The sequence below is a fragment of the Caulobacter rhizosphaerae genome, from assembly GCF_010977555.1.
Lineage (GTDB): Bacteria > Pseudomonadota > Alphaproteobacteria > Caulobacterales > Caulobacteraceae > Caulobacter > Caulobacter rhizosphaerae.
This window is the reverse complement of the sequence record NZ_CP048815.1, coordinates 4,872,338-4,884,631: the sequence shown is the minus strand read 5'-3', so window position 1 is coordinate 4,884,631 and position 12,294 is coordinate 4,872,338. Positions and strand designations below refer to the sequence as shown.

Sequence of the window (12,294 nt, the reverse complement as noted above, 5' to 3'; positions counted from 1 at the left end):
CCCGGTTCTGTGTAAGCTATTCCTTAAATATCTCATCGCCTATTTGCAAGCGGTTAGCGAAGCGCTTAAATACCAAGGCATGCAACGCGTGTTCGAAGCCCTCTCCTCGACGGTCCGCCGGAAGATCCTGGCCTATCTGGCCCATGCCGAACTGACGGCGGGGGACATCGCCTCGCGGTTCTCGATCTCCAAGCCGGCGGTGTCGCAGCACCTGTCGATCTTGGAGGCGGCGGGCCTGGTGCGCAGCGAGAAGCGCGGCCAGTTCGTGCACTACAGCCTGGTGCGCGACAGCCTGGTCAACACGCTGAACGACTTCGTCCAGGAGGTCTGCCCGGTGTCCAAGCCGCTGAAGGCCGAGAGCGCGCGGCTCAAGGACGAGCGGGACTAGGCCTCACAGCCGCCCGCGTCGGCCGCCCTTGAGCTTGTCGAGCGCCCGGCGGGCGTGTTCGGCCTGGGCGGCGAGGGGGGCGGCCATGACCCCCAGGTCCGTCCCGCCCTGGACGGCGGCCAGGCCGGCGGCGAGGACGTCCACGGGCGGCTTGCGGGCGGTCGGGATCATCTGCGCCACCTTGCGGGCCATGGCGGCCAGGTCGCCGATGGCCTTGGCCTTGTCGCGGGCGCGCCGGATCTCGGCGAGATCCTGGCTGTGCTCGAGGATCGCCCAGGCGGCGTCGAGCGCGGCCATGAGCTTGGCTTGCAGGGCCTGGGACCAGGCAAGCGACGGGGCGGGGGTGTGGGTCTGGGTCATGCCTCACAGTGTGCGGCCGTCCCGAAGGGTGGGGATAGGAAACCTGCGTTTTCGTGTAGGGCGTTGATTTCGTCGAGAGCGGGTCCGGATTTCGCGGGGATAGAGGGGACGGGGACACGCCCTTGCGGCGTGTCCCCCGAAGAAGGCCGAGGCGGCTCTCGTCCCTGGGTCTCCGTGCGGCGTTTGGGGACACGCCGCGAGGGCGTGTCCCCGGTGGGAACCCGCACCCCCTGTGGATAACTTTCGCCGCTATCCCGCCGGCAGGGCGTCTAGCAGGTGGCAGGACTTGGCCGGCGTGACGTTCTCCAGCCCGATGACGTCCAGCCCGTTGCCGTCCTCGCCCTGGACCTCGACATATTCGCCGATCACCTCGGCATAGACCGGGGCCTTCAGGGTCTTCAGGCGCTCGCGCAGCTTGGCGACCGGCTTGTCCGCCTCGCCCTCGCCCTCGCGATCGCGCAGCACGTAGCGGTTCTGGGCCAGGTCGCAGCGGGTCAGGATCACCTGGTCCTTCTGGACGTCGACCGTGCCGATATAGAGGTCCTGGGCGGCGGCGGGCGCTGCGGCGGCGGCCACCGCCAGGGCGCACAGGGCGACGAGGGCCGGCTTACTGGCCATTTTCGATCATCTCGAAGGTGTAGCTGCAGCCGGCCAGCACCTTGCCCGGATGCGAGGTGGCGGTGGAGACGTTGAGGGTGACGCGGGTCTTGTAGGTGAAGCCGCCGGCCTGGCCCTTGTCGGTGGTGGCCGAGATCTCGCGCTCGCCCAGGAACTTGGTCGGCAGGTCGATCGCCGGCTGGATCTCCAACTGCTTGGCCAGGGGATGAGGGTCGGCCTCGTCGAGCACGGCGATCGGGCCGGAGCTGTTGAAGACGATGTGGCGGGTCTGGCGGCCGAACACCGTGATCGGCGTCTTCAGCGCATAGGCCTTGAGCAGGAAGTTGCTGGTCTTTTCCTCGGTGAGCCCGAAATGGGCCCGGGCCTGCGCCGCCTCGTCCCCGACCAGCCAGAAGGCCAGGGCGTTGTACGACGGCACGTCGTAGGTTCGGCATTCGATCATCTTGGCCAGGTCCAGCGTGGCCGGATCGATCCCGTCGGCGGCCTCCTGGGCCAAGGCCGCGACCGGCGCGAAACAGGCCGCGCCGATCAGCGCGACGCGGAACAGTCTTCTCATCAGGAACCCCAACCCATGCAACTTGGCAGTGAATACGCCCCGATACGGTGAAGGTTCCCAGGTCGGGACGGGAATGTCGCGCCAGGCAGGTGGGGGCAAGTGCGCGCATGGGCCCCAAGGCGCCTACCCCCGCCCCCCGACTCCCCGCTAGAACCTTCCCATGACCCAAGCTACCCACCGCGGCCGCGTGCTCGTCCTCGCCGGATCGGATTCCGGCGGCGGGGCCGGGATCCAGGCCGACATCAAGACCATCACCGCCCTGGGCGGCTACGCGGCCACGGCGATCACCGCCGTCACGGTGCAGAACACCCTGGGCGTCAGCGCCGTGCATCCGATCCCGCTGGAGATCGTCGAGGCCCAGGCCCGCGCCGTGCTCGACGACATCGGGGCCGACGCCTTCAAGACGGGGATGCTGGGCGACGCCGCCACGGTCGAGGTGGTGGCCCGGGTGCTGGACAGCGCCAGGGGCGTACCGGCCGTCATCGACCCGGTGATGGTCGCCAAGGGCGGGGCTTCGCTGCTGGCCGATCAAGCGGTCGGGGCGCTGAAGAGCCTGCTGGTCCCGCGCGCCGCCCTGCTGACCCCCAACGCCCCCGAGGCCGCGGCCCTGACCGGCCTGGCGGTCGAGACCACCGACGACCTGCGCCGGGCCGGCGAGGCCCTGCTGGCGCTGGGCGCCCATGCGGTGCTGATGAAGGGCGGACATGTGCTCAATGGCGAAGGGGGGGGCGAGAGGGTCATCGACCTGCTGATCACCCGCCAGGGCGAGACGGCGTTCGAGGGCGAGCGGATCGACACCCGCCACACCCACGGCACCGGCTGCACCCTGGCCAGCGCCTGCGCCGTCGGCCTGGCCCAGGGCCTGTCCCTGACCGAGTCCGTGGCCCGGGCCTGGAACTATGTCCACGAGGCCATGCTGCGCGCGCCGGGGTTCGGGGCGGGGCATGGGCCGCTGGACCACGGCTGGCTGCTCCGCGGGGAAGGGGGGCGCCGATGAGCTCGCTGGAAGCCCGCCTCGCCGACATCCTCCGCGCCACGCCCACCACCTTGCAGGTGCTGCGCACGGTCCGCGACCTGGACCTGCCCGACGGCATGGTGTTCTCCGGCGCCGTCTACCAGCCGGTCTGGAACCACCTGACCGGCCGGGCGCCCGACTACGGGATCAAGGACTACGACGTGGCCTATCACGACGCGTCCGACATCTCGTACGAGGCCGAGGATGTGGTGATCCGGCGGGTGGCGGCGGCGTTCGAGCCGCCGCTGCGCGATCTGGTCGAGGTGCGCAACCAGGCCCGCGTGCACCTTTGGTTCGAAAAGAAGTTCGGGGCGGACGAGCCCTATCCGCCTCTGGAGTCCAGCGCCGCGGCCCTGGAGCGCTTCGTGGCCACGGCCTTCTGCGTGGGCGTGCGGATGGAGGCGGACGACAGCCTCTCGGTGTTCGCTCCGTTCGGGTTGGACGACCTGTTCGCCCTGCGCCTGCGGCCCAATCCCCTGCGGGTGAAAGGGGCCGGCGGCTGGGCGCGCACCACCGGCTCGGCCAAGGCGCGGTGGCCAGAGATCACGGTGGAGGGGGATTAGGGTTACACCGTCATCCCGGGCCTCGTGCCCGGGAACCCTCTATCCGCCGCAAGCGCGGAGGGGTGGCGCGCTGGCGCGCCATGGCGCCTCACCGTCGGCTGGACCAGGGGTCCCGGGCACAAGGCCCGGGATGACGAACGTCTTGAATGCGCGCGGCAAAACATTGTCACCCATGACAATGTTGCCTTTGATCCCGTGACGCCTTGCTCCTACGACCGCGAAAGCCGTCATTTCCGGGAGCCCCGCCATGCGCCAGTGGACCATCGACGCCTTCGCCTCGGGCCCCTTCAAGGGCAATCCGGCCTGCGTGGTCGAGCCGTTCGAGCAGTGGCCCGACACCGCCTGGATGCAGGCCCTGGCCGCCGAGAACAACCAGGCCGAGACCGCCTTCCTGCTGAAGACAGCCGACCCGGCGCGGTTCGGCCTGCGCTGGTTCACCCCGACGGTCGAGGCGCCGATCTGCGGCCACGCCACCCTGGCCAGCGCCCATGCGCTGTTCGAGGAGATGGGCGTGGACGCGCCGCTGCTGGCCTTCGACACCCTGGCGGGCGAACTGACCGTGCGCCGCGTCGACGGGGTGTTCGGCGGGGCGGGGCTGGAGATGGACTTCCCGGCCGATCCGCCGCGCCGGGTCGAGGCCGGGCCCGAACTGGCCCAGGCGCTGGGCGTCATGCCGTTGGAGGTCTGGGCGGGCCAATACCTGCTGGCCGTGGTCGCCGACGAGGCGACGGTGCGGGGGCTGGCGCCGGACCTGTCGCGGCTGGCGGCGGTCGGCGCGGGCCTGGCCGCGGGCGGGCCGGGCCAGGTGATCGTCGCCGCCCTGGCCGACCCGGGCCGCGACTACGCGGTGGTCAGCCGGTTCTTCGCGCCCAGCTGCGGCATTCCCGAGGACCCGACCACGGGCTCGGCCCACTGCATCCTGACGCCGCTCTACGCCGACAAGCTGGGCGTGGCGTCCTTGCGGTTCCACCAGGCCTATCCGGGGCGGGGCGGCGACCTGGACTGCGAAAACCGCGGCGCGCGCGTTCTCCTGCGCGGCCGCGGCTTCACGATGGTGGAGAGCCGGCTGCGGGTGGCGCCGGCCCTCGTCTAGGCCTAGTAGCGACGGCCGTCGCGATAGTCGCGACCGTCGCGATAGTCGCGGTCATGGCGCTCGTAGCGGATCTGGGCGCTGATGCGGTCGTAACGGCGATCCAGGTCCTCGCGCTCCCAGCCGCTCAGGCCGCCGCGACGATAACGGGACTCCAGGCGGGCGGTTTCGCGCAGCTCGCCCTTCAGGCGCCAGGCCTCGTTGCGGGTCAGGCCGCCGCTGCGGATGCCGCGGTCGATGCGCTCGTCCAGGCGGGCGACGCGGTCGCCGCCGACGTCCTGGTTGTAGCCGCGGTCATAACCGCGATCGGGGCCGCGGTCGTAGCCGTAGGCCTGGGCCGAAGCGACGGCGGGGACGGCGGCGGCGATGGCCGAGACCGCGGCGATCGAAAGCAGAATCTTTTTCATCGTACGGTTCCTCTTGAAGATGTCCGGCGCCGAGGAGGCGACGTTGGACACAAGAGACCACACGGCGGCTGAAGCGGTCCTGAGCCGCTCGTTATGTTGCGTTCAGGTAGGTGAACCAGCCAAACATCCGCTCATCCCGGCGAACGCCGGGACCCAGATGGAATGATGGTGTGGATGACGCCAAGAGCGCGGAGCTCTTCCAGGCCGCCGCGCAGCTATGGGATCTGGGTCCCGGCATTCGCCGGGATGAGCGGCTTTTTCAGGCCGCCGCGACCTTGGAGCCTTCGCGCCGGGCCGCGGCCACGGCGGTCTCGATGGCGTCATAGAGCTTGGTCACTTCGATCGGCTTGGCGACGTGGCCGTCCATGCCCGCGGCCATGTAGCCCTCGACCTGGTGGACCAGGGCGTTGGCGGTCACGGCGACGATCGGGATGCGCTTGCGGCCTTCGCCGACCTCCAGCGCACGGATGGTGCGGGCCGCCTCGACGCCGTCCATCACCGGCATGTGGATGTCCATCAGCACGATGTCGTAGGCGCCGCGCTTCCAGGCCTCGACGCAGGCCGCGCCGTCGGCCACCAGCTCGACCTCGGCGCCCAGCGGGGCCAGGACGGCGGCGATGACCTTCTGGTTGGTCGGATTGTCGTCGGCGGCCAGCACCCGCAGGCGACGCTCGGACTCGATCGGCGGCGGCGGGGCGGCTTCCGTCGGCGCGGGGGCGGCGGCCTCGCCGCGCGGCATGGTCACCACGACGGTGAAGGTCGAACCCTGGCCCTCGCGGCTCTGCACATGCACGCCGCCGCCCATCAGGGTGGCCAGTTCGTTGCAGATCGACAGGCCCAGGCCCGAGCCGCCGAACCGGCGGGTGGTCGAGCTGTCGGCCTGGACGAACTTATCGAACAGGCGCGGCAGGGTCTCGGCGTCGATGCCGATGCCGGTGTCGACCACGTCGACGCGCAGGCCCGCGCCGTCGTCCGACGAGGCGAATCGCACCGAAACGCTGCCCTCCAGCGTGAACTTCAGGGCGTTGGAGACCAGGTTGCCCAGGATCTGGCGCAGGCGGTCGACGTCGCCGCGCCACGAGCCCAGGGCTTCGGGCGCCACGAACACGCCGAAGTCCAGGTTCTTGGCCCGCGCCTGGGTGGCGTAGGATTCGCGGATCGACAGGGCCAGGCTGGCCAGGTCGAAGTCGCGCTCGACCAGGTCCAGGCGGCCAGCCTCGATCTTCGACAGGTCCAGCACGTCGTTGAGCACCGACAGCAGCAGGCTTCCCGACTCGCGGATCACCGACAGGCGCTCGCGCTGGGCGGCGCTGAGCTCGCCCATGGCCATCACCTCGGTCATGGCCAGCACGCCGTTCAGCGGCGTGCGGATCTCGTGGCTCATATTGGCCAGGAAGTGTGACTTCAGGACGTTGGCGGCGTTGGCGTCGTCGCGCGCCTTGACCAGTTCGGCCATGGCCCCGCGCAGGTCGTGGTCGTTGATCTCCAGCCGCGAGACCAGATGGTTGAAGCTGGAGGTCAGGCTGTGGAAGACGTCGTCGTCGGCGGACTCCTCCACCGGCTTGAAGCGACCGTCGGCGGCGACCTCGCGCATGGCCCTGGACAGGCGCTCCATCGGCTTGGTCATGCGCCGGGCCAGGCCGTTGGCCAGCAGGATCGCCAGGCCGGCCGAGCCGAAGAACAGGGTGCCGGTCAGGGCCAGGTCGCGGGCCATGATGTCGGTCAGGCTGGGGCGGCGGGCCGACAGGGACAGGGCGCCGACCTGCCGCGAGCCTAGCCTGATCGGGCGGACCAGGGTGTCGACCTCGGCGTCCTGCGAAGCGCCGACCTGGGCGACCACCTGGCCCTGCATGTCGGTCAGGCGCACGGACGCCACGCCGGGCGCCTTGGCCACGGCCTCGAGGGCGCGATAGGCGCCGACGGTGTTGTGATCGGCCAGGGGCGCGGCGGCGCCGGCCGCCACCATCTGGGCCAGGATCGCGTGATTAGCCTGGGATTCCTGGCGGGCGACGCTCCACTGCTGAAGCATGAAGCACACGCACGCGGCCAGCAGCGCGACCACCGTGGTGGTCAGCGCGACGCTGGCGATTCGCGCCTGCAACGGCGCGTGCGGCGTGCCTTCAGGGCGGCGGCTTTGGTCGGTCATGACCCGTCCAGGTGGATTTCGGCCGTTATTGTCGCGCGATCTTCCTAACGGTTCACTTCCGCCCAGGCCCCCGGCCGCGACAAACTAACGCTAGCGGTTGTTTTTCTTTCCGCTCTCTTAACATCTGGTTTACCTTCTCCCTTAGGTTTTTGTTAAGGGAGATGGGTGTGGAAAAGGCTTTCGTTGCTCAACGTGTCGCCAACAAGCTGTTCGCCACCGAGTCGGCTATCGACGCCGCGATGGTGGAAACCATGGAAATGACGGCGGAGCTGATCCAGGCTCGTAAGGACCTGGAGCTGTCGTCGGTCGTCGCCAACGGCGCCACGGCCAAGCTGGCCGATGCGGTCGCCGCCCTGGCCGCCGCCCGCACCGCGGTCGTCGAAGCCCACGCTGAACTGGACGAAGTCCGTCTGCGCATCGGTATCCGCACCAAGCTGATCGGCGTGATCAGCAAGCCGGCGGGCTCGGCTCAGACCGATCTGCGCGTCGCCGTCTAAGTTACATTGCAAATAGTTTAATACCTTGGGCCCCTAATCTAGGTTAGAGGCCCAAGGTATGCATCTCGATTTCCTGCTCATTTTTGGTTGGACATTGATTCTAGGCGTCAGCCTTTTGGCTTGGCGCCTGGGCGGGCGAGTCGAGCGGCAAGTGGCCTTGCTGGTGGTGGTCATGTCTCTGGCCATTACCTTGATCGGCCTGATACCGGACAAGGCGATCCAGAAGCCCAGCTATTTCCTGGTCGACGGCCTGTTCGGCGCCGGGCTGATGGTGATGGCGATGCGGTACACCACCGCCTGGCTGGGGGTCGCCGTTCTCCTGCAGGCCGCGCAATTCAGTCTTCACGCCTATTATCTGGTGGGCGGCAAGATGTACGACACCTTCTACGCCATGGTGAACAACCTGGTCAGCCTGGGCGTGCTGGTGTGCCTGACCGCCGGATGCCTGCTGGCCTGGCGCAAGCGGCGACGCGCCGGCGAAAACTGACCGCCGCAAAATAATTGCCGGCCGCGGACGATTCGTTCGTTCCGCCGCAAAATCTCTCCTTGCCATCGCCGTCGAAAAAGAGTTTGTCGCCGGCGGGCCACATCCCCCCAACGGGATGCAGTCCATCTGTAAGGATGGGAGACATCGATATGACGACCCTCGCCAAGCCGGCGATCCGCCCGGCTCGCCCCGAGTTCTCTTCCGGCCCCTGCGCCAAGCGCCCAGGCTGGACCCCCGAAAATCTCAGAAACGCCGTGCTGGGCCGGTCGCACCGCTCCAAGCTGGGCAAGGGCCGCCTGAAGGCCGCCATCGACCAGACGCGGCAAGTGCTGGAAGTCCCCGCCGACTTCCTGATCGGCATCGTCGCCGGCTCGGACACCGGCGCCGTCGAGATGGCGATGTGGTCGATGCTGGGCGCCCGCCCGGTCCAACTGCTGGCCTTCGAGTCCTTCGGCAAGGACTGGGTCACCGACGTCACCAAGCAACTGAAGCTGCCGAACGTCGAGGTGCTCGACGCGCCCTACGGCCAGCTGCCCGACACGTCCAAGGTCGATCCGGCCAAGGACCTGGTCTTCACCTGGAACGGCACCACCTCGGGCGTCCGCGTTCCGAACGCCGACTTCATCTCGGCCGACCGTGAAGGCATCACCATCTGCGACGCCACCAGCGCCGCCTTCGCCCAGGACCTGGACTGGACCAAGCTGGATGTCGTGACCTTCTCCTGGCAGAAGGCCCTGGGCGGCGAGGGCGCGCACGGGATCCTGATCCTGTCGCCGCGCGCCGTGGCCCGCCTCGAGAGCTACACCCCCGCCTGGCCGATGCCGAAGCTGTTCCGCATGACCAAGGGCGGCAAGATCGCCGCCGACATCTTCGAGGGCGCGACCATCAACACGCCGTCGATGCTGTGCGTCGAAGATGCCCTGGACGCCCTGAAGTGGGCCGCCTCGATCGGCGGCCTGGAAGCCATGCAGGCTCGCGCCGACCAGAACCTGGCCGTGCTGGCCGACTGGGTCGCCCGCACCCCGTGGGTCGAGTTCCTGGCCGCCACGCCGGAGATCCGCTCCAACACCTCGGTGTGCCTGAAGGTCGTCGATCCCACGATCGCCGCCCTGCCGGACGACGCCCAGGCCGACTTCGCCAAGAAGCTGGCCAGCCTGCTCGAGAAGGAGGGCGCGGCGCTCGACATCGGCGGCTATCGCGACGCCCCGGCCGGCCTGCGCATCTGGTGCGGCGCCACGGTGGAGGCTTCGGACCTCGAGGCCCTGACGCCCTGGCTCGACTGGGCGTTCGCCACCGTCTCGGCCGAACTGGCCGCCGCTTAAGCGTCTCCCACTTCGCGGCTGAAATCCTCGTCCTTCGACAAGCTCAGGATGAGGATTCCGGACTGCCGCATTTCAGTAGCCCTCATCCTGAGCTTGTCGAAGGACGAGGGCGCGCACCGAATTCTCCGTAAGGAATCCCCCACATGACCGCTCCCCGCGTCCTCATCGCCGACAAGCTCAGCCCCGCCGCCGTCGACATCTTCAAGAACCGCGGCGTCGACTTCGACATCAAGGTCGGCCTGTCGAAAGACGAACTGATCGCCGTGATCGGCGACTATGACGGCATCGCCATCCGCTCGGGCGCCAAGCTCGACAAGGACGTGATCGCCGCCGCCCACAAGCTGCAGGTCATCGCCCGGGCCGGCATCGGCGTCGACAATGTCGACATCCCCGCCGCCACGGCCAAGGGCGTGGTGGTGATGAACACCCCGTTCGGCAACTCGATCACCACGGCCGAGCACGCCATCGCCATGATGTTCGCCCTGGCCCGCCAGCTGCCGGCCGCCGACGCCAGCACCCAGGCCGGCAAGTGGGAAAAGAACCGCTTCATGGGCGTGGAGCTGTACGCCAAGACCCTGGGCCTGATCGGGGCCGGCAACATCGGCGGCATCGTCGCCGACCGGGCTCTGGGCCTGAAGATGAAGGTCGTGGCCTACGACCCCTTCCTCTCGCCCGAGCGCGCCATCGAGATGGGCGTCGAGAAGGTCGAGCTGGAAGACCTGCTGGCCCGCGCCGACGTCATCACCCTGCACACCCCGCTGACCGACAAGACCCGCAACATCCTGTCGGCCGAGAACCTGGCCAAGACCAAGAAGGGCGTGCTGATCGTCAACTGCGCCCGCGGCGGCCTGGTCGACGAGGTGGCCCTGCGCAAGCTGCTGGACGACGGCCATGTCGGCGGCGCGGCCTTCGACGTGTTCGTCACCGAGCCGGCCAAGGAAAACCCGCTGTTCGGTTCGGACAAGGTCGTGGCCACCCCGCACCTGGGCGCCAGCACCAGCGAGGCCCAGGAGAACGTGGCCCTGCAGGTGGCCGAACAGGTCAGCGACTACCTGCTGACCGGCGCGGTCACCAACGCGCTGAACAGCCCCTCGATCACCGCGGAAGAAGCCCCCAAGCTGAAGCCGTTCGTGGCCCTGGCCGAGAAGATCGGCGCCCTGGCCGGCCAGATGGTCGACTTCGGCATCTCCGCCATCGACATCGCCTTCGAGGGCGAGGTCTCCAAGCTGAATGTCAAGCCGATGACCTCGGCCGCCCTGGCCGGGATCCTCAAGCCGATGCTGGCCGAGATCAACATGGTCTCCGCCCCGGCCGTGGCCAAGGAGCGCGGCATCACCGTCTCCGAGAGCCGCCAGGAGGTCAGCCCCACCTATGATAGCCTGATGCGCATCACCATCACCACCGAGAAGGGCAAGCGCGCCTTCGCCGGCACGGTGATCGCCGGCGCGCCGCGCATCGTCGAGGTCAAGGGCATGGAGCTGGACGCGGGCTTCTCGCCGGCCATGCTGTACATCAACAACCTGGACAAGCCGGGCTTCATCGGCGCCCTGGGCATGCTGCTGGGCGAGGCGGGCGTCAACATCGCCACCTTCAACCTGGGCCGTGTCTCGGCCGACGCGGACGCCATCGCCCTGGTCGGCGTCGACCAGGCTCCGGACGAGGCCCTGCTGGCCAAGATCCAGGCCCTGCCGCACGTCAAGGAAGCCCGCGCCCTGACGTTCTAGGGGACTCCGATCCTTCTCCCCTTGCGGGAGAAGGTGGCCTGCGTAGCAGGTCGGATGAGCAACCATGTTGATCAGGCGTGGCGAACCCAGGGCTGCTGTCGCTTGAGGACGAGGTTTGCGGCTTCGACGAGTTTTCGCATGACGGCGACGATGGCGACCTTGGGCGGTTTGCCGGCGGCCAGGAGGCGATCGGCGAAGATCTTGAAGGCGGCATCGAAGCGCTTGGCGGCGATGGCGGCCAGATAGAGCATGCGGCGAGGTCGGCTTCGACCGCCGCCGATGAAGCTCTGGCCCTTCCATTGGCCCGACTGGCGGTCGAAGGGAGCCACGCCCAGCAGGCTGGCGGGCTGGCCGCGCTTGAGGGCGCCCAGCTCGGGCATGCGGATCACCAGGCTGGCGGCCACCAGCGGCCCGACACCTGGCAGAGACCGCAGCAGCGTCCAGCGGGCCAGAAGGTCGGGCCAGGCCTTGAGCGCGGCCAGGATCTCGCGCGCCAGCCGGGCCTTCAGCCGCGCCAGGCTCTGGATCTGCTCGCCCAGGCTGGCGGCCAGATCGGGCAGGGTCACATGCTCCATGAAGGTCTTCAGCTGGGCGGCCTGGTCGCTGATCTGCTCGTAGGCCGTCAGGCGTTCGGCCAGATGGGCCAGGCGCGGGTCCTGGGCCGCCCGCACCGTGTCCACCTGCGCCGTCGCCGCCGCGATCAGCGCCGCATCCAGCCGGTCGGTCTTGGCCCGCCGCCGCTTGAGGCGCGCGAACAGCTTCACCTCCAGCGGCTGGTGCACCACCACCTCCAGCCCCGCCGCCTCAAGTCTGGCCCGCACGCCGCGCTCGTAGCCCGCCGTCGCCTCCAGCCCCACGCGTCTGACGCCGCGTTCCGCCAGCCAGGCGATCAGCCCTTCCCAGCCCGCTGCGTCGTTGGCCACCCGATGCTGCTCGGCCCTGCCGAGCACGGCCGCATCCAACTGGCGCTTGCCCACATCGATCCCGGCGATCGTTGTGCTAGACTTGTTCCTATCCATCGATCCCATCCTTGTGGCTCCGGACCCATACGTCCCTGCAACCATCCGGGTCATGGATATGCCAGCGGCGACCAGGCTCACCCGCAGCGCCAAAACGCTCAG

General features: G+C 68.8%; 14 protein-coding genes and 1 pseudogene. 9 read left to right on the top strand and 6 right to left on the bottom strand.

Translation table 11 applies throughout. From position 1 onward, the window contains the following. Window positions 1-79: 79 nt before the first annotated feature. Window positions 80-388, top strand: coding sequence for a metalloregulator ArsR/SmtB family transcription factor (locus G3M57_RS22220; protein WP_035071509.1), 309 nt, complete (start codon window positions 80-82; stop codon window positions 386-388). Between the two features lie 3 nt (window positions 389-391). Here the strand turns inward: G3M57_RS22220 and G3M57_RS22215 are convergent, their stop codons facing one another. The 3 genes from G3M57_RS22215 to G3M57_RS22205 form a co-directional block, all read right to left on the bottom strand. Next, window positions 392-748 (bottom strand): hypothetical protein, encoded by a 357-nt coding sequence (locus tag G3M57_RS22215; RefSeq protein ID WP_056762543.1) that lies wholly within the window; start codon window positions 746-748, stop codon window positions 392-394. A 249-nt stretch (window positions 749-997) separates the two neighbouring features. Continuing rightward, window positions 998-1,366 carry a hypothetical protein gene (locus G3M57_RS22210; RefSeq protein ID WP_163233079.1) on the bottom strand — a complete coding sequence of 123 codons (369 nt, stop codon included), beginning with the start codon at window positions 1,364-1,366 and terminating at the stop codon, window positions 998-1,000. Beyond that, window positions 1,356-1,922 (bottom strand): hypothetical protein, encoded by a 567-nt coding sequence (locus G3M57_RS22205; RefSeq protein ID WP_163233077.1) that lies wholly within the window; start codon window positions 1,920-1,922, stop codon window positions 1,356-1,358. Before G3M57_RS22205 ends, G3M57_RS22210 begins: the two co-directional genes overlap by 11 nt. Window positions 1,923-2,082: 160 nt before the next feature. Between G3M57_RS22205 and thiD the strand changes: the two genes are divergently transcribed. The 3 genes from thiD (at window position 2,083) to G3M57_RS22190 (ending at window position 4,593) form a co-directional block, all read left to right on the top strand. Continuing rightward, window positions 2,083-2,919, top strand: a complete 837-nt coding sequence (gene thiD, locus G3M57_RS22200) for a bifunctional hydroxymethylpyrimidine kinase/phosphomethylpyrimidine kinase (protein WP_056762547.1) — start codon at window positions 2,083-2,085, stop codon at window positions 2,917-2,919. Continuing rightward, window positions 2,916-3,500 carry a nucleotidyltransferase family protein gene (locus G3M57_RS22195; RefSeq protein WP_163233075.1) on the top strand — a complete coding sequence of 195 codons (585 nt, stop codon included), beginning with the start codon at window positions 2,916-2,918 and terminating at the stop codon, window positions 3,498-3,500. The genes thiD and G3M57_RS22195 overlap by 4 nt, the downstream gene beginning before the upstream one ends. Before the next feature lie 247 nt (window positions 3,501-3,747). Continuing rightward, window positions 3,748-4,593: a PhzF family phenazine biosynthesis protein gene (locus G3M57_RS22190; RefSeq protein WP_163233073.1), complete on the top strand. Its 846-nt coding sequence runs from the start codon at window positions 3,748-3,750 to the stop codon at window positions 4,591-4,593. 2 nt (window positions 4,594-4,595) lie between these two features. Here the strand turns inward: G3M57_RS22190 and G3M57_RS22185 are convergent, their stop codons facing one another. Both G3M57_RS22185 and G3M57_RS22180 read right to left on the bottom strand, forming a co-directional pair. Beyond that, complete coding sequence (locus tag G3M57_RS22185) at window positions 4,596-4,997, bottom strand: hypothetical protein (RefSeq protein ID WP_163233071.1); 402 nt, start codon at window positions 4,995-4,997, stop codon at window positions 4,596-4,598. A gap of 259 nt (window positions 4,998-5,256) precedes the next feature. Continuing rightward, on the bottom strand, window positions 5,257-7,143 hold the full coding sequence (locus G3M57_RS22180) for an ATP-binding protein (RefSeq protein WP_163233069.1): 1,887 nt from the start codon (window positions 7,141-7,143) through the stop codon (window positions 5,257-5,259). Window positions 7,144-7,304: 161 nt separating this feature from the next. On the opposite strand from G3M57_RS22180, the gene G3M57_RS22175 reads away from it, so the two are divergent. The 5 genes and pseudogenes from G3M57_RS22175 (at window position 7,305) to serA (ending at window position 11,173) form a co-directional block, all read left to right on the top strand. Beyond that, on the top strand, window positions 7,305-7,640 hold the full coding sequence (locus G3M57_RS22175; protein ID WP_425278107.1) for a hypothetical protein: 336 nt from the start codon (window positions 7,305-7,307) through the stop codon (window positions 7,638-7,640). 151 nt (window positions 7,641-7,791) lie between these two features. Further along, entirely contained in the window at window positions 7,792-8,127 is a 336-nt protein-coding gene (locus G3M57_RS22170; RefSeq protein WP_235526215.1) for a hypothetical protein, read from the top strand. A gap of 149 nt (window positions 8,128-8,276) precedes the next feature. After that, a complete protein-coding gene (locus G3M57_RS22165; RefSeq protein ID WP_056762559.1) occupies window positions 8,277-9,449 on the top strand; it encodes a phosphoserine transaminase in 1,173 nt (390 codons plus the stop codon). A 23-nt stretch (window positions 9,450-9,472) separates the two neighbouring features. Next, window positions 9,473-9,562: pseudogene (locus G3M57_RS27625) on the top strand (hypothetical protein); the annotation flags it as partial. A 30-nt stretch (window positions 9,563-9,592) separates the two neighbouring features. Further along, complete coding sequence (gene serA / locus G3M57_RS22160) at window positions 9,593-11,173, top strand: phosphoglycerate dehydrogenase (protein ID WP_163233067.1); 1,581 nt, start codon at window positions 9,593-9,595, stop codon at window positions 11,171-11,173. A gap of 71 nt (window positions 11,174-11,244) precedes the next feature. Here the strand turns inward: serA and G3M57_RS22155 are convergent, their stop codons facing one another. Next, the gene (locus G3M57_RS22155) at window positions 11,245-12,192 is read right to left on the bottom strand and encodes an IS110 family RNA-guided transposase (RefSeq protein WP_163228532.1); all 948 of its coding nucleotides are present in this window, start codon (window positions 12,190-12,192) and stop codon (window positions 11,245-11,247) included. Window positions 12,193-12,294: the final 102 nt, after the last annotated feature.